At 73.2% G+C, this 16887-nt stretch carries 12 protein-coding genes and 1 pseudogene; 9 read left to right on the forward strand and 4 right to left on the reverse strand.

The annotated features are described in order from the left end of the window. Nucleotides 1-108: 108 nt before the first annotated feature. Both ACZ6TD_RS05275 and ACZ6TD_RS05280 read left to right on the forward strand, forming a co-directional pair. Complete coding sequence (locus tag ACZ6TD_RS05275; protein WP_471358844.1) at nucleotides 109-645, forward strand: PadR family transcriptional regulator; 537 nt, start codon at nucleotides 109-111, stop codon at nucleotides 643-645. 102 nt (nucleotides 646-747) lie between these two features. Next, nucleotides 748-1545: a hypothetical protein gene (locus ACZ6TD_RS05280; protein ID WP_471351198.1), complete on the forward strand. Its 798-nt coding sequence runs from the start codon at nucleotides 748-750 to the stop codon at nucleotides 1543-1545. 307 nt (nucleotides 1546-1852) lie between these two features. On the opposite strand, the gene ACZ6TD_RS05285 is transcribed toward ACZ6TD_RS05280, so the two are convergent. After that, nucleotides 1853-2035, reverse strand: coding sequence for a hypothetical protein (locus tag ACZ6TD_RS05285; RefSeq protein WP_471351201.1), 183 nt, complete (start codon nucleotides 2033-2035; stop codon nucleotides 1853-1855). Nucleotides 2036-2177: 142 nt separating this feature from the next. Between ACZ6TD_RS05285 and ACZ6TD_RS05290 the strand changes: the two genes are divergently transcribed. From ACZ6TD_RS05290 to ACZ6TD_RS05300, 3 genes and pseudogenes are all read left to right on the forward strand, one after another. After that, on the forward strand, nucleotides 2178-5129 hold the full coding sequence (locus ACZ6TD_RS05290) for a DEAD/DEAH box helicase (protein ID WP_471351203.1): 2952 nt from the start codon (nucleotides 2178-2180) through the stop codon (nucleotides 5127-5129). Next, nucleotides 5126-6403 carry an SWIM zinc finger family protein gene (locus tag ACZ6TD_RS05295; protein WP_471351206.1) on the forward strand — a complete coding sequence of 426 codons (1278 nt, stop codon included), beginning with the start codon at nucleotides 5126-5128 and terminating at the stop codon, nucleotides 6401-6403. The genes ACZ6TD_RS05290 and ACZ6TD_RS05295 overlap by 4 nt, the downstream gene beginning before the upstream one ends. Nucleotides 6404-6871: 468 nt before the next feature. Further along, a pseudogene (locus ACZ6TD_RS05300) lies at nucleotides 6872-7912 on the forward strand (pectinesterase family protein); the annotation flags it as partial. Between the two features lie 96 nt (nucleotides 7913-8008). On the opposite strand, the gene xylA reads toward ACZ6TD_RS05300, so the two are convergent. Next, entirely contained in the window at nucleotides 8009-9181 is a 1173-nt protein-coding gene (xylA, locus tag ACZ6TD_RS05305; RefSeq protein WP_471351207.1) for a xylose isomerase, read from the reverse strand. Nucleotides 9182-9299: 118 nt separating this feature from the next. Here xylA and xylB point away from each other — a divergent pair, with 118 nt between their 5' ends. Both xylB and ACZ6TD_RS05315 read left to right on the forward strand, forming a co-directional pair. Beyond that, complete coding sequence (gene xylB, locus ACZ6TD_RS05310; protein WP_471351208.1) at nucleotides 9300-10757, forward strand: xylulokinase; 1458 nt, start codon at nucleotides 9300-9302, stop codon at nucleotides 10755-10757. A gap of 71 nt (nucleotides 10758-10828) precedes the next feature. Further along, complete coding sequence (locus tag ACZ6TD_RS05315) at nucleotides 10829-12127, forward strand: ROK family protein (protein ID WP_471351209.1); 1299 nt, start codon at nucleotides 10829-10831, stop codon at nucleotides 12125-12127. Here the strand turns inward: ACZ6TD_RS05315 and ACZ6TD_RS05320 are convergent. Continuing rightward, complete coding sequence (locus tag ACZ6TD_RS05320; RefSeq protein WP_246618734.1) at nucleotides 12108-12596, reverse strand: GNAT family N-acetyltransferase; 489 nt, start codon at nucleotides 12594-12596, stop codon at nucleotides 12108-12110. The two genes, ACZ6TD_RS05315 and ACZ6TD_RS05320, sit on opposite strands and share 20 nt — an antisense overlap. Nucleotides 12597-12666: 70 nt before the next feature. After that, nucleotides 12667-13584 carry a phosphatidylinositol-specific phospholipase C/glycerophosphodiester phosphodiesterase family protein gene (locus ACZ6TD_RS05325; protein WP_471351211.1) on the reverse strand — a complete coding sequence of 306 codons (918 nt, stop codon included), beginning with the start codon at nucleotides 13582-13584 and terminating at the stop codon, nucleotides 12667-12669. Nucleotides 13585-13976: 392 nt separating this feature from the next. Between ACZ6TD_RS05325 and ACZ6TD_RS05330 the strand changes: the two genes are divergently transcribed. Next, the gene (locus ACZ6TD_RS05330) at nucleotides 13977-15389 is read left to right on the forward strand and encodes a family 2B encapsulin nanocompartment shell protein (RefSeq protein WP_471351213.1); all 1413 of its coding nucleotides are present in this window, start codon (nucleotides 13977-13979) and stop codon (nucleotides 15387-15389) included. 91 nt (nucleotides 15390-15480) lie between these two features. After that, nucleotides 15481-16869: a family 2B encapsulin nanocompartment shell protein gene (locus ACZ6TD_RS05335; RefSeq protein ID WP_471351214.1), complete on the forward strand. Its 1389-nt coding sequence runs from the start codon at nucleotides 15481-15483 to the stop codon at nucleotides 16867-16869. Nucleotides 16870-16887 lie beyond the last annotated feature (18 nt).

Below are 16887 nucleotides of genomic sequence, written 5' to 3' on the forward strand. Positions count from 1 at the left end.
CCTTCCTCCCGCCGTTCCCGCCTTGAGGATCGCGTCGGACACCGACAATACATCGCTATCGATGTATTACGTCTGCGAGGTACAGCGGTCATGCGACACAATGCGACCATGCTCGAACTCGCCATCCTGGGCTTCCTCCACGACGCGCCGCTGCACGGCTACGAGTTGCGCAAGCGCATCGCCGCGCTGACCGGACATGTGAAACCCGTGGCCGAGTCCACCCTCTACCCGGCGATCAAGCGGCTGGAGAAGGCCGGTCTGCTGGCCCGCCGGACCCAGCCGGGCGCGGGGGCCGCGCCCCGGCACGTGCTCACGCTGACCGCCGAGGGGCAGGCGGAGCTGCGCCGCCGCCTCGCGCACCCGGCGGACGTCGACATCACCGACGAGAACCGCTGGTTCACCGTGCTGGCGTTCCTGCGCCACCTCGACGACCCGTCGGCCCAGGCGGAGGTGCTGGAGCGCCGGATGGCCTTTCTGCGGCAGCCGTCGAGCTTCTTCTACGAGGGCGACCGTCCGCTGCGGGCCGAAGAGGTCGAGGATCCCTTCCGGCGCGGCATTCTCACCATCGCCCGCGCCACCAGCCAGGCCGAACTGTCCTGGCTGCGGCGCACACTGGACACGCTCCGGGCGGCGAGCGACGACTGAGGGCCGACCGCGGCCCGATGTCTCGACTCCGTGGCTACTGGGTGGTTAAGGTGCGCGACGACGGATCGCTCATCGGATCCGCGTGCGCAAGAGGAGGCTGTCGTGCCCGCCACGGAGGAGTCACGCGACGAGGCGCTGTATGTGCTGACCGCGGTGCTGCTGACACCCGCTCAATTCCCGAGCGTGCTCGGCGACGACTATCCCGAGGCATGTGCCGCGCTCGGGCTGGAGCCGTACGAGACCGGCTACGGACTGGTGCTGGGGCAGGACGGCGGCGGCGCCCGCTGGACGGTGGTCACCGACGATGTGTCGCTCGTGGCCATCGCCATCGCGACCTGGGACTGCGGTATGGAGTACGCCCTGGCCATCGAAGACCGTACGGTGGTCGCCTCGCTTCCCGGCTGGCCGCTCGCGGTGGCCGTGGCCGCCCCGGGCGTACCGGCTCCTCATGATCCCGCGCCCGACCCCGAGCTGGGGGAAAGCGCCTCCCGGGCGCCGCTGTCGCCGCCGGACTCCGAGCAGTGGGGCCCGGCCCAGCGGCGGCTCGGCGCCGATGAGATCGCGCTCCAGTGGGCGATCTGGCGTGAGCAGGTCGACAGCGATGTGACGTTCGTGTCCCCGGGCGAGAAACCGCACGGGGGCGTGCGACGGGTGCTCGAAGAGGCGCGCGGCTATCTGGACTCACCCCCGCCGCCGGGGCGTATCCGTTCGGCGTTCGCCTCCGGTGACGCGCGGACGCTCCGGGCCGACGGGCCGGGCTGGAGCATGGTCGCGCGGACCGACGACATCGCGTTCGTGCTGTTGGACGACGCACCGGGCGAGGTGCTGCCGGTCGGTCGCGGCCCCGAGCTGCCGGGGCTGCTGACGGCTCTGGACAAGCTGGCCGTGCGCCCGCACTGAGACCTGACGCCTTGCCCTCTCCCGTACGGGCCGGTCGAGGACGCCGTCTGGAACCGGTCGAGGACGCCGTCCGGGCCGGTCGGGCACGCCGACCTACGTGACCTCGCGCCCTTACGGTTCACGCGGCCCTCTCCGTCCGGGCCTCCGGCCCAGGCGGGGGCGTGATCGCTCCCAGCCGGCCGGACCAGGAACGGGGTCGCGGGCGGTCCGCGGTCGGTACTGCACGGTCACTCCCGGGTGCGCTCCGCCCGTGGCCCCTGGCCCAGCCGGGCCGCCGAGCGCGGCCGCGCTCGGCGGCCCGGCCGCTTCAGCGGCCCAGCTGCTTACGGGTGACCCTGTTCAGCCTGCGGCGCTGGGAGGAGTCCAGCAGCAGATAGGCCGCCGCCGGCACTCCCACCATCACCAGCAGCGCCGCCCAGAAGGGCAACACCCAGAGCAGGATCACACCCGCCACCACACCACCGGTGGCGACCTTCGCGCGTGTGGACATCTCACCCGCCTCCTTCGCGGCCCATAGCCGCACTCACTTCACACAACGGACACCGGCGGCCCCCGGTTCCTCCCCGCGCCGTGATCCTGTACCCTCGGGCGGCCCGGGCTCGACTAGTCAAATTTGAGGAACGCTCAGCGCTGTGACACCACCCTCCGCGGCAACACCCTCCGACATCGCCGAACTCTCCCGCTGCACCGCGGTCTTCCTTCCCGGTGACCCGGCACGCACCGGCCGGGTCGCCTTCTGGCGGCCGGACGGCGCGCCTCCTTCCGGCCCCGCCACCGGCTCCACCGAGGAGCTGACCGTCGTCGTCCCGGTGGACGGCACCGATGACGGTCCCCATGACGGCCCCACCGGCCCCGCCCCCACCGGCCTCGACGTCCAGACGCGTACCGTAAGAGCGCTCGTACTGCCCCTGGGCGAGGCACTGCCGGTGCTCACCCGGGCCCGGGCGCGGGCCGCCCAGGCCGGTCCGGGGCAGTGCGACCCCGCCACGGCCTTCTGGGGCGCCGCCGCCGTACTCGCCCTCCAACTCGCGGCCCGCGGAAGGCTGCTGCCCGGGCTCAGCGCCACCGACCACGACGCCTGGCGCGTCGGCCCGCTCACCCCCGACGATCTGACGCGGGTGCGCGAGCTGGCCGCCGCCATGCCGCCCACGGCGCACGCGACGCCGCTGCCCGTCTCCGGCCCGGTGCTGCTGCCCGAGCCCGAGCGGCATCTGCGGGCGTTCCTGGACGCGGTGGCGGACGGCCTGCCGCGCTCGCCCGCGGCGGCGCTGGCCGCGGGCGGCCCCGCCTTCGCCGCCCCGGCGCCACGGCGGCTGCCCGAACAGCGTGCCTGGGCCGCCGACGTGGCCGCCGGGCACGACGCGGGGGTGCGGCTCTCGATCCGTATCGAGCTGCTGCACGGCGTCGGTGGGAACGGTAAGGCGGACGGGCCGCGCTTCCGTGCCGTCCTCCAGTTGCACAGCCTCACCGATCCGGCACTGGTCGCGGACGCCGCCGATGTCTGGGCGGGCACCTCGCCCATCACCCCGGCCCTCGGTCCGCGCGCCCGTATGGACGCCCTGCTGACCCTGCGGCGCGCGGCGCGCGCCTGGGCGCCGCTCACCCCGCTGCTGTCGGCCGCCGTGCCCGACGCCCTCGACCTCGCCGACGAGGAGGTCACCGAGCTGCTCGGTCCGGCGGCCGGAGCGCTGGACGCCGCCGGGGTCCAGGTGCACTGGCCCAGGGAGCTGGCCCGCGGGCTCACCGCCCGCGCCGTCATCGGCCCGGACGGGGACGACGAGGCTCAGGACGACGCCGGGCCCCGGTTCCCCGCCTTCCTCTCCGCCGACGCACTGCTGCGCTTCAGCTGGCGGTTCGCCGTGGGCGACCAGGAGCTCACCCGCGCCGAACTCGACAAGCTCGCCGAGGCCAGCCGGCCGGTGGTACGGCTGCGCGACCAATGGGTCCTCCTCGACCCCGAGGCGGCGCGCCGGGTCCAGGACCGGCAGGACCGCAAGCTCACCCCCGCCGACGCCCTCGGCGCCGTCCTTACCGGCCGCACGGAGGCCGACGGAACCGATGTGGAGGTGCGCGCCACCGGCTGGCTGGAGGCCCTGCGGGACCACCTCGCCGACCCCGAGGGGACCGCCGGTGCCCAGCGGGCGCCCGTGTCCCAGCCCGCCGCCCTGGCCGCCACACTGCGCGACTATCAGCTGCGCGGCCTGGACTGGCTGGTCCGGATGACCTCGATCGGCCTCGGCGGCTGTCTCGCCGACGACATGGGCCTCGGCAAGACCATCACCCTCATCGCGCTCCACCTGCACCGCATGGGCGTCCCCGAAGCCTCCGGACCCACTCTGGTGGTCTGTCCCACCTCGCTGATGGGCAACTGGCGGCGGGAGATCGAGCGGTTCGCGCCGGGCACCCCGGTGCGCCGCTACCACGGCTCCGCGCGCAGCCTGGACGGCCTTGACGACGGCGAGTTCGTCCTCACCACCTACGGCACGATGCGGCTCGACGCGCAGCGGCTGGCCGAGGCCGGGCCGTGGGGCATGGTGGTCGCGGACGAGGCGCAGCATGTGAAGAACCCGTTCTCGGCGACGGCGCGGCAGCTGCGCACCATCGGCGCGAAGGCCCGCGTGGCGCTCTCCGGAACGCCCATCGAGAACAACCTCTCCGAGCTGTGGGCGATCCTCGACTGGACCACGCCGGGAGTGCTGGGTACTCATGGCGCGTTCCGCAGGCGCTACGCCCAGGCCGTGGAGAGCGGCAGCGACCCCGAGGCCGCCGCGCGGCTGGCGAAACTGGTCCGCCCCTTCCTGCTCAGGCGCCGCAAGTCCGACCCCGGTATCGCCCCCGAGCTGCCGCCGAAGACCGAGACGGACCGGGCCGTCGCGCTCACCAAGGAGCAGGCCGGGCTCTACGAGGCGGTGGTGCGCGAGATCCTCGCCGAGATCTCCGGCACCGGCGGTCTCGTCCGGCGCGGGCTGATCGTCAAACTCCTCACCGGTCTGAAGCAGATCTGCAATCACCCGGCGCAGTACCTGAAGGAGGACCGGCCGGTGATCCCCGGGCGCTCCGGCAAGCTGGAGCTGCTCGACGAGCTGCTGGACACCATCCTGGCCGAGGGCGCGAGCGTCCTGGTCTTCACCCAGTACGTCCAGATGGCGCGCATCCTCGAGAGCCACCTGGCCGCGCGCGGGGTGCCGACCCAGCTGCTGCACGGCGGTACGCCGGTGGCGCGGCGCGAGGAGATGGTGCGGCGCTTCCAGGACGGCGAGGTCCCGGTGTTCCTGCTGTCGCTGAAGGCCGCGGGCACGGGGCTCAACCTCACCCGGGCCGGGCATGTCGTGCACTACGACCGCTGGTGGAACCCGGCCGTCGAGGCACAGGCCACCGACCGCGCGTACCGCATCGGCCAGACCCAGCCGGTGCAGGTCCACCGCATCATCGCGGAGGGAACCGTGGAGGACCGCATCGCCGCGATGCTGACGCGCAAGCGGGAGCTGGCGGACGCCGTGCTCGGCTCCGGCGAGGGCGCGCTGACCGAACTGACCGACTCCGAGCTGGCGGAGCTCGTGGAGCTGAGGGGGACCGAACGATGAGCCGTACCGAGTCCGAGCGCACCTTCGCCGCACTGCCGCCCGCCCGTGGCCGCGGCTTCGCCCGCACCTGGTGGGGCCAGGCGTGGCTGAAGGCCCTGGAGGACACGGCGCTGGACGGCGAACAGCTGAAGCGCGGCCGCAAGCAGGCGCGCGAGGGAGCGGTGGGCGCGGTGTGTGTACGCCCCGGCCGGATCACCGCCGTGGTGCGGGACCGCGACCGCACGCCTTACCGGTCCGATGTACTGCTGCGGGAGTTCACCGACGCGGAATGGGACCGGCTGCTGGGGGTGGTCGCGGACCGCTCCGGCCATATCGCCGCCCTGCTGGACCGCGACATGCCCCCGCAGCTGGCCGAGGACGCGGCGGCCGTGGGCGTCGAACTGCTGCCGGGGATAGGCGATCTGGAGCCGGAGTGCGGCTGCGAGGCGTGGGACCACTGCCCGCACACCGCCGCGCTGTGCTACCAGCTCGCCCGGCTGCTGGACGAGGATCCGTATGTGCTGCTCCTGATGCGCGGACGCGGGGAGCGGGAGCTGCTGGACGAGCTCCAGGTGCGCAGTGCGGCGCGGGCCGCCCGGCACCTTCCGCGGGCGGCGGAGGACGCCGCTCCCCCGGCTCCGGAGGGGGTACCGGCCCGGGAGGCGTTCGCCGCGCCCGGCCCGCCGCCGCTGCCCGGACCTCCGCCCACGGTCGCCGCGCCCGGCCGTCCGCCGGCGCTGGCGGGCGGCACGGACCCGGCCGAGGGGCTGGACGTGGCCGCGCTGGAGTTCCTGGCGGCGGACGCCGCCGTACGCGCCCAGCGGCTGCTGGCCGAGGCGCTCGCACCCGGCCACGCCACTTCCCCCGTCCCGGCGACGCTGACGGTGTGGGAGGACACGGTGCGGCTGACCGCCGCCGGTCCCCCGGCCCCGATCGCCGCGCGGCTCGCGGCCGGCTGCGGGCGCGACCGCACCGATCTGGCGCGGGCCGTCCGCGCCTGGGAGCACGGCGGGGCCGCCGCGCTCACCGTGCTGGAGGAGGAGTGGACGCCGGACGCGGAAGCCCTCGCGCGGGCCCGCGCCCAGCTCGCGGCCGCCTGGGAGGGGGACGAGCGGGCGCCCCGGATGCGTGCCACGGCGAACCGCTGGACGGTGGTGGGCGCCGATCTCCAGGTGCGCTACGGCCACGACGGCCGCTGGTGGCCGTACCGCAGGGAACGCGGCCGCTGGTGGCCCGCGGGCCCGGCCGGACACGACCCGGCGGCGGCGCTGGCGATGCCGGTCTCCGACGGCTGACGGGGCGACACGGCCGGTGGCGGTATCCCTCCGCCACCGGTACCGGGCCTCGGGCCTCGGGCTTCGGGCCTCGGGCCTCGGGCCTCGGGCCTCGGGCAGGAGGTTCGCCCGATCCCGATGACGCTGCCGGTAAGGAAGGCGCGAGGCCCGGCCTCAGGGAAGTAGCGGGACCGGCCGCCCGTACGGAAGGGGTGAGGCCCGGGCCATCGCCCCGGCTCGCGGGGCGGGCCGAAGTACGCCTCGCGGGCTAACCCTCCCGGCCGCCCGTACTACGGGTGCGGCCGGTGACCGTGGACGAGACAGGCCGAAGATCCAGCCGGACCGAAGAGCCGGCCACGCCGAAGGCAGCCGGGCGGCAACCTTTGGGTGGGCCGTGGAGACCGTAAGGCGTCAACCCCCTCGGCACGCCTCCACGGGACGGAGTCACCGACCATGACCCTCAGTCCACGGCGCCCCCGGCGCCGCCGCCCCGCTCCGCTCATCGGCTCCCTGGCCCTGGCCACCGGTGTCGGGCTCGCCGTCGCCCCGGCCCACGCCGCCACGCCCACGGCCGCCGCGGCCGCCACCATCGTGGTGGCCAAGGACGGCAGCGGCACCTACACCACCGTGCAGGCGGCCGTCGACGCGGTGCCGGCGAACAACCCGTCCGCCGTCACCATCTCCGTCAAGCCCGGTACGTACCGCGAGACGGTGAAGGTCCCCGCCAACAAGCCGCACATCCGGCTGGTGGGGACCACGAGCAGCAAGAACGACGTGACGATCGTCTACAACAACGCCTCCGGCACCCCCAAGCCCGGCGGAGGCACCTACGGCACCAGCGGCAGCGCGACCGTCGCCGTCGAGGCCGATGACTTCCAGGCCCGCAATCTTCAGTTCGTGAACGACTTCAACGAGGGCGACACCAGCATCACCGACAAGCAGGCGGTCGCCCTGCGCACCGCGGGCGACCGGATCGTCCTGGACAACATCGGCGCGGTCGGGGACCAGGACACCCTGCTGCTGGACTCGGCGAGCAAGGACAAGGCCGGCCGGGTGTATGTCAACGACGCCTGGATCCAGGGGAACGTCGACTTCATCTTCGGCCGGGCCTCCGCCGTGATCAACAAGTCGGCGATCCGGCTCGTCAAGCGCTACGACGGCAGTTCCGGCGGCTATGTCGCGGCACCCTCGACGGCGGCCGGGAAGAAGGGCTTCCTGTTCATCAACAGCAACGTCACCGGGGATGTCAGCAGCCGGTCGTTCTATCTCGGCCGTCCCTGGCACGCGGGCGGCGACGCCAGTCTCGATCCGCAGGCGATCGTCCGCAATACGGATCTGTCAGCGGCGATCAAGACCACACCGTGGACGGATATGAGCGGCTTCTCCTGGAAGGACGACCGCTTCGGGGAGTACAAGAACACCGGCGCCGGTTCCGGTGCGGCGAGCACCGACCGACCGCAGCTGACCGACGCCCAGGCCGCGGACTACGAGATCGCCGACTGGCTCGGCGGCTGGCAGCCGTCGTCCTGAGCGGCCGCCGGCCGGAGTCCTGAGCCGGTGAGAGCCCCGGCCGCCGGTCCCGTCGGGGGGCGGGACCGGCGGCCGGACACGGTCAGCCGGGCCCGGTCAGCCGCGCGCGGCCAGCAGATGGTCCATGGCCAGCTGGTCGAGGCGCTCGAAGGCCATGCCGCGCTCGGCGGCCGCCTCGACGTCGAAGTCCTCGAAGGCGGTGCGGTCCGCGAGCAGCGCCGCCGGGGTCTCGCCCTCGTCGAGGGTCGGGCGGCCCAGCTGGTCCAGGCGCGAGGCGCGCAGCGCCTCCTGGACCTCGGGGTCGGCGCGGAAGGCGGCCGCGCGCTCCTTGAGGATGAGGTAGTTGCGCATGCAGCCCGCCGCCGAGGCCCAGACGCCCGAGACGTCCTCGGTGCGCGGGGGCTTGAAGTCGAAGTGGCGGGGGCCCTCGTAGCCACCGGTCTCCAGCAGGTCGACCAGCCAGAAGGCGGCCCGCAGATCGCCCGCGCCGAACCGCAGGTCCTGGTCGTACTTGATGCCGTTCTGGCCGTTGAGGTCGATGTGGAAGAGCTTGCCCGCCCACAGCGCCTGCGCGATGCCGTGCGGGAAGTTCAGCCCGGCCATCTGCTCGTGGCCGACCTCCGGGTTGACCCCGTACAGCTCGGGCCGTTCCAGCCGCTCGATGAAGGCCAGGGCGTGGCCGACGGTGGGCAGCAGGATGTCGCCGCGCGGCTCGTTGGGCTTGGGCTCGATGGCGAAGCGCAGATCGTAGCCCTGCTCGGTGACATACGCGCCGAGCAGGTCGAACGCCTCCTTCATCCGGTCGAGCGCGGCGCGCACGTCCTTGGCCCCGCCGGACTCGGCGCCCTCGCGGCCGCCCCAGGCCACATAGGTCTTCGCGCCCAGCTCGGCGGCGAGGTCGATGTTGCGCATGGTCTTGCGCAGCGCGTAGCGGCGCACATCGCGGTCGTTGGCGGTGAAGGCGCCGTCCTTGAAGACCGGATGGGTGAAGAGGTTGGTGGTCGCCATGGGCACGGTCATCCCGGTGGCGTCCAGGGCCTGCCGGAAGCGCTTGATGTGCGATTCGCGCTCGGTCTCCGAGGCCCCGAAGGGGATGAGGTCGTCGTCGTGGAAGGTGACGCCGTACGCGCCGAGTTCGGCGAGCCGGGTCACGGACTCCACGGGGTCGAGCGCCGGGCGGGTGGCGTCCCCGAACGGGTCCCGGCCCTGCCAGCCGACCGTCCACAGTCCGAAGGTGAACCTGTCCTCGGGGGTGGGGTTGTAGCTCATCGCGGCTCCCTCGCCTATTTCGTCATGGCGCTTTACAAATTAGTATGCGCGAGCATTCCGGGGAAGCCCCGTACAGCCCGCACACCGCACGACCCATGGACGCAAGGGAGAGCGCGAGATGGCAGCAGCAGCCGTGCCCGTGCCGCAAGGACCGCTCGTCGTCGGCGTGGACAGCTCCACGCAGTCGACCAAGGCGCTCGTCGTCGACTCCGCGACCGGTGCGGTCGTCGCCCGAGGACAGGCCCCGCACACCGTCGGCGGCGGCAGCGACGGCACCGGTAAGGAGTCCGTCCCCGAGCAGTGGTGGGAGGCGCTCACCGAGGCGCTGCGCCAGTGCGGCACCCCGGCCCGGGAGGCGGCCGCGGTCTCCGTGGGCGGCCAGCAGCACGGCCTGGTCACGCTGGACGCCTCCGGCCGCTCGGTGCGGCCCGCCCTGCTGTGGAACGATGTGCGCTCCGCGCCCCAGCGCGACCGGCTCATCGAGGAGCTGGGCGGCCCGAAGACCTGGGCGGAGCGGGTCGGCAGCGTGCCTCCGACGTCGTTCACCGTCACCAAGTGGGCCTGGCTCATGGAGCACGAGCCGGAGGCGGCCCGCGCCACCGCGGCCGTCCGGCTCCCTCACGACTATCTCACCGAACGACTCACCGGCTACGGCACCACCGACCGCGGCGAAGCCTCGGGCACCGGCTGGTGGGCCTCGGGCACCGAGTCCTACGACGAGGAGATCCTGGACCGGGTCGGGCTCTCCGCCGAGCTGCTGCCGCGCGTGCTGCGCCACGGCGAGGCCGCCGGGACCGTGCGGGAGCTGCCCGATCTGCCGCTGCCCACCGGCGCCCTGGTGGCCACCGGCACGGGCGACAACATGGCGGCCGCCCTGGGGCTCGGCCTGCGCCCGGGGCAGCCGGTGCTGAGCCTGGGCACCTCCGGCACCGTCTACGCGGTCTCGGTACACCGGCCCGCCGACCCCACCGGGGTGGTCGCCGGCTTCGCCGACACGCGTGACGCCTGGCTGCCACTGGCGTGCACCCTCAACTGCACGCTCGCGGTGGACCGGATCGCGGCACTGCTGGGCCGCGACCGGGAGGCGGTGGAGCCGGGCGGCTCGACCGTGCTGCTGCCGTTCCTCGACGGTGAGCGCACCCCCAACCTGCCGCACGCCTCCGGGCTGCTGCACGGTCTGCGCCATGACACCACCCCGGGCCAGGTACTCCAGGCCGCCTACGACGGGGCCGTCTTCGCCCTGCTCACCGCGCTGGACCAGGTGCTGGACGAGGACGCGGCGCCCGACGCCCCGCTGCTGCTCATCGGCGGCGGCGCCAAGGGCACCGCGTGGCGGGAGACGGTCCGGCGGCTGAGCGGACGCCCGGTCCAGGTGCCCCGGGCCGAGGAACTGGTCGCCCTCGGGGCCGCCGCGCAGGCCGCGGGGCTGGTGTTGGGCGAGGACCCGGCGGCGGTGGCCCGGCGCTGGTCCACCGCCGAGGGGCCGTCCTACGGTCCGGTGCCCCGCGACGAGGCGGCGCTGGAGCGGCTCTCCCGGGTGCTGGCCAACGCGGACGGCCTGCTGCGCCACGCGTGAGCGCGCCGCGCCACGCATGAACGCCGTACGGCGGCGGCCGGGCGGGCCCGGTGTCGTACCGGCCCGGCACAATGAGCGGATCGGCCGAGAGGAGACGGATTCAGGTGGCAGCGCCACTGCCCAACACCCAGCAGGCGATGCGCCGGCGCAATCTCTCCCTCGTGCTGCACGCCGTGGCCGCCCACGGCCCGCTGTCGCGTGCCGCGGTGGCGGCCCGGGTGGGGCTCACCCGGGCCGCCGTCTCCACGCTCGTCGACGAGCTGATCCGGGACGGGCTGCTGGTCGAGCTGGGCCCCTCCCGGCCCGGCACGGTCGGCCGCCCCGGCAGCGCCCTGCAGCTCAACGAGCGCGGTCCGGCCGGGCTGGGCGCCGAGATCGGGGTGGACCACCTCGCGGTGTGCGCGGTGGACCTCGCCGGGCGGGTACGGGCCCGTACGGAGCTCGCGTCGGCGAACCGCGACCGCTCACCGGCCCCGGTGCTCACCCAGCTCGCCGGTCTGGTCCGGCAGGTCGCGGCGGAGGCGGAGCTGGGCGGGCTGCGGCCGGTGGGGCTCGCGGTAGCGGTGCCCGGCCTGGTGGCGCGGGACTCGTCGCTGGTCGTCCGCGCCCCCAATCTGGGCTGGGAGGGGGTGGACATCGGCCCCGAGCTGCGCGCGGCGCTGCCCGGTCTGCCGGTGACCGTGGACAACGAGGCGAATCTGGGCGCGCTCGCCGAGCTGTGGCGGGGCGGCCACGACCCGGCGCCCCGGGACTTCGTCCATGTCTCGGCCGAGATCGGCATCGGCGCCGCGGTCGTGCTCGACGGGCAACTGCTGCGCGGCACCCATGGATTCGCGGGCGAGCTGGGCCATGTGCCGGTGCGTCCCGAGGGGCCGGAGTGCGCCTGCGGCGGCCGCGGCTGTCTGGAGCAGTACGCGGGCGAGGAGGCGGTACTGCGGGCGAGCGGCCTGTCCCCGGAGGAGGCCGCGGCCCAGCACCCGGGCCCCGGCGGCCGTATCGCCGTACTGGCCGTGCGGGCGGCGAGCGGCGACCAGCGGGCGCGGCGTGCGCTGCGCGGTGCGGGCTCGGCGCTCGGGATCGCCCTCGCGGGCGCGGTGAACCTCCTGGACCCGGAGAAGGTGGTGCTCGGAGGCGCGCTGACGCCGCTGGCGCCCTGGCTGCTGCCCGCCCTGGAGCGGGAGTTGGGCCGGCGGCTCACCGACCCGGCCCGTCCGGGCAGCGGGGCGGTGACCGTCTCCCGGCTCGGCCCGGACGGTCCGCTGCTGGGCGCGGCCAGCTCGGTGGTGCAGGCGGTCCTCGACGATCCGGCGGGGTTCAGGGACCCCGCCGGGGCCGGTGAGCCGGCCGGGATCAGAGGAAGCGATGCATGATGTGCAGCCCCACATAGCCGTTCGTGGGGTGGGCGAACGCCTTGGGGACGGTGCCGATGACCTCGAAGCCGAGTGAGCGCCACAGCGCCACCGCCCGGGTGTTGCTCTCCACCACGGCGTTGAACTGCATGGCCTTGTAGCCCTCGGCGCGCGCCCAGTCCAGGACATGCTCGCCCAGGGCCCGGCCCACACCGCGCCCGCCGTGCTCGGGGGCCACCATGAAGCTGGCCCCCGCGATATGCGCGGCGGGCCCCATGTGGTTGGGGTTCATCTTGGCCGAGCCGAGGACCGTGCCATCGGGGTCGGTGGCGACGACGGTACGGCTCGGGGGCTCCAGCATCCAGATCTCGCGGGCCCGGTCCTCGTCCAGGTCCCGGGGGTAGGTGTAGGTCTCCCCCGCGGCGACGATGCGGCGCAGGAAGGCCCAGATGGCGGGCCAGTCCTCGGCGGTGGCGGTCCTGATGAGCATGAGGGTCAGCATGGCCGTGCGGGCGGCGGCACGCGAGTGGTTTTCTCCCCGGCCGCCGCCCCACGGGGCCTCAGCGGGCCGCGCGCAGGAACGCCTCCAGGCCCGCCAGGTCGTCGGTGTTGAGGTAGTCCACGTCGGCGGCCAGGAGCTCACCCCACAGGGCGTCGCGCTCCGGCCCTGCCACGTCCGGGGTGGCCCAGAAGCGCACGGTCTGCCGGGCGTCGTGCGCGGAGGCGACGAGGCGGCGCAGGGTCTCGCGCTCCGCCGCCGGTATCGGACCGGCTCCCGTCCAGGTGAAGGTCTTGGTCCAATCGGCGCTGATGAGCGGGATGAAGGAGGCGGGCACGCCCGAGCCGAGGTCCTCCAGCCGTCCGTCGTAGAAGGCGTGGCGCACCTTCTCGGCCTCCATGGGGGCCCGTGCGCCGCGGTCGCCGGAGATGACGGCGGTCACCGCGCCGCGGCGCACCCGGCCGCCGACCCCGCCGTAGGCGGCGCTGAACAGGTGGCCGTAGCGGCGCAGCCGCTTGGCCAGCTCCAGGTAGGTGGGCTCCCCGGCGGTCTTGAGGTCGATCAGCAGCTGCAGCGACAGGTCGTAACCGCGGTAGACCCGGCCGCCGTTGGCCTTGACCCGCCGGGCCAGCGGGTCGAGGTAGAGCGACTCCAGGGTGCGGGTGGGGTCGAGGTCCGTGGCGTCGTGCGCGACCAGCAGCTGGCCGTCGACCAGCCAGATGTCGGCCTCGACGCTGCCGAAGCCGTGGGAGAGCGCGTCGAGGAGCGGACGCGGGTGCTCGTAGTCGTTGTGGGCGTGGGCTCTGGCCAGCGGCCGCTTGCCCTTGGAGCGGTCCCTCGAGCCGTCTTCGGAGTTGTCCTTCGCGACGGCGGTGTCGCCCAACGAGGCGGATGTGCCCGCGAACGCGGGCGCGGCCGCGCCGCCCGCCAGAGCGGCTCCGAGGGTGACGACAAAGGCACGGCGTGTACGGCGGTCCATGGGGCCTCCCGGCTCTCGTCCCGGCGCGGTGCGGGATACGCAGGCTCGACGCCAGTGAGTATCGGGCGGCCGTACACCCAAAGGGCAGTACTGAGCGAAGAGTTCCACGGGTGGTCCCCGGCCATTTCCTCGCCGTTCCCAAGGTGCCGGGGCGGTGGCGGCGGTGCTCGTGGGGGCGCCGGGCGGATGCGCGCGCCGGGTGAACGGGCGCGGCGCGGCGGCCGTCGGCCCACGGCGCATTCGGAGTGTTTACCCGTCGGCGACCGCCGCCATAACCCTCACCCGGGCACTCTTTTGAGTGAATGCAGCCGCCCAAAGTCCGCTGATAGCTTGGCAGTTGCTCGAGCGGATTTTCTCTTCAAGGTCTGTACAGGGATGGGTGAGCATTCACGATGACGACGTCCGTTGAACCGGGTTCCGGTACCGACATTTCGCAGCCGCGGTTGAGCCTCGGCACGGCGGCCGCGCGGAATCTGGCGACGACGACCAAATCCGTTCCGCAAATGCAGGGCGTCACCTCGCGGTGGCTGCTGCGCATGCTGCCGTGGGTGCAGGTTCCGGGTGGTTCCTACCGGGTGAACCGCCGGGCGTCCCATACGCTCGGGGACGGCCGGGTGGAGTTCACCACCACCGGATCACAGGTGCGGGTCATCCCGGTCGAGCTGCGCGAGCTGCCGCTGCTGCGGCGATTCGAGGAAACCGCGGTGCTCGAGGCCCTGGCGGACCGCTTCACCCAGCGGGAATTCGCGCCCGGCGATGTGCTGGTGGAGGCCGGGCGCCCGGCCGATGAGCTCCTCCTCATCGCCCACGGCAAGGTCGAGAAATTGACCGAGGGCGCGTTCGACGAGCCCTCGGTGGTCGGCTCGGCCGCCGGTGGCGACCACATCGGGGAGCCGGAGCTGACCGCCGCCGAGGCGGGCACCTGGGGCATCACCGTGAAGGCCGTGACGTCCTGCACCGTGCTGGCCCTGCCCCGGCAGGAGTTCGAGGAGCAGCTGGACCGCTCATCTGAGCTGCGCGCGCATGTGGAGGCGGTGCGCTCGGCGCCGGAGACGGAGCGGAACGAGCACGGGGAGGCGGCCATCGCGCTGGCCTCAGGCCACTCGGGCGAGCCGGTCCTGCCGGGCACCTTCGCGGAGTACGAGCTGGCGCCGCGGGAGTACGAGCTGAGCGTGGCCCAGACCGTACTGCGCGTCCACACCCGCGTCGCCGACCTCTACAACGAGCCCATGAACCAGGTCGAGCAGCAGCTCCGCCTCACCATCGAGGCCCTGCGCGAACGCCAGGAGCACGAGCTCATCAACAACCCCGAGATCGGCCTGCTGCACAACGCCGACCTCTCCCAGCGCATCCACACCCGCAGCGGACCGCCCACCCCCGACGACCTCGACGAGCTGCTGGCCACCGTCTGGAAGGACCCGGGGCTGATCCTGGCCCATCCGCGCGCCATCGCGGCGATCGGCCGGCAGTTCAACAGCCGTGGCATCTCCCCGCAGCCCACTGAGGTGAACGGGCACGCGCTGCCGGCCTGGCGGGGGGTGCCCATCCTCCCGTGCAACAAGATTCCGGTCTCCCGGAGCGGGGTGAGCTCGATTCTCGTTCTGCGCACCGGGGAGGAGAATCAGGGGGTCATCGGACTGCATCGCACCGGAATTCCCGACGAATACCAGCCGAGCCTCTCGGTGCGGTTCATGGGGATCAGCGAGCAGGCCATCATCTCTTATCTCGTCAGCGCCTACTATTCCGCGGCCGTGCTCGTCCCGGACGCGCTCGGAATTCTGGAGAACGTGGAAGTCGGACTCTGAATCCACCCGACGGACTCTGACGTCCACCCCACCGGGCCTGTGGCCTTCGCATACCTTCCCGAAGATCTACCGAAATGGGTGATGAGCACTTATGACCACCTCCGTGGAGTCCGGTGAGCAGCCGCTGAGTCTGGGCACGGCCGCCGCACGGAACCTGGCGACCACCACCAAGTCCGTTCCACAGATGCAGGCCATCTCCTCCCGGTGGCTGCTGCGCGTCCTCCCCTGGGTCCAGGTGTCGGCCGGTACGTACCGGGTGAACCGCCGGCTGACCTACACGGTCGGGGACGGGCGGGTGGAGTTCATCACCACCGGATCACAGGTGCGGGTCATCCCACCGGAGCTGGGCGAGCTGCCGACGCTGCGCGGCTTCGCGGACACCCCCGTGCTGGAGTCGCTGGCCGACGGCTGTGTGCAGCGCGAGTACGCGCCGGGGGATGTGCTGGTGGAGGCGGGCCGCCCGGCCGACCAGGTGTTCCTGATCGCTCATGGCAAGGTCCGCCAGATCGCCCCCGGCGCGTATGACGAGGGCAGCACGCTGGCGGTGCTGGCCGACGGGGAGTACTTCGGCGACGCGGTCCTGACCGGTCCGGAGCGCACCTGGGAGTTCACCGCCCGGGCCGTCACCCGGACCACGGTGCTCACCCTCCCCCGCCGCGTCGTCCAGGAGGCCGCCGACCGCTCCGCGTCGCTGCGCGACCATCTCCAGGGGCTCGCCGAGCGGACCGCGCCCGCGCAGAACCGGCGCGGCGAGGCCGATATCGCCATCGCGTCCGGCCACTCGGGTGAGCCGGCGCTGCCGGGCACGTTCGTGGACTACGAACTGGAGCCGCGGGAGTACGAGCTGAGCGTGGCCCAGACCGTACTGCGCGTCCACACCCGCGTCGCCGACCTCTACAACGAGCCCATGAACCAGGTCGAGCAGCAGCTCCGCCTCACCATCGAGGCCCTGCGCGAACGCCAGGAGCACGAGCTCGTCAACAACCGCGAATTCGGCCTGCTGCACAACGCCGACCTCTCCCAGCGCATCCACACCCGCAGCGGACCGCCCACCCCCGACGACCTCGACGAGCTGCTGGCACGGCGCCGCAAGACCCAGTATCTGTTGGCGCATCCGCGCACCATCGCCGCCTTCGGACGGGAGTGCAGCAGCCGTGGTCTGTATCCACAGGGCGTCGAGGTGGCCGGGGTCGCGGTGCGGGCGTGGCGCGGGGTTCCGCTGCTGCCCTGCAACAAGATCCCGATCAGCGAGTCCGGCACGAGCTCGATCCTGGCGATGCGCACCGGCGAGGAGAGCCAGGGGGTCATCGGTCTGCATCAGACCGGTATCCCGGATGAGTACGAGCCCAGTCTGAACGTCCGGTTCATGGGCATCAGCGAGCAGGCCGTGACGTCCTACCTGGTCTCCGCCTACTACTCGGCGGCGATTCTGGTGCCCGATGCGCTCGGTGTGCTGGAGGACGTCGAGATCGGCCGCTGAGCCCGGCCGTCAGAGACC

This window comes from Streptomyces yongxingensis (genome assembly GCF_055597465.1).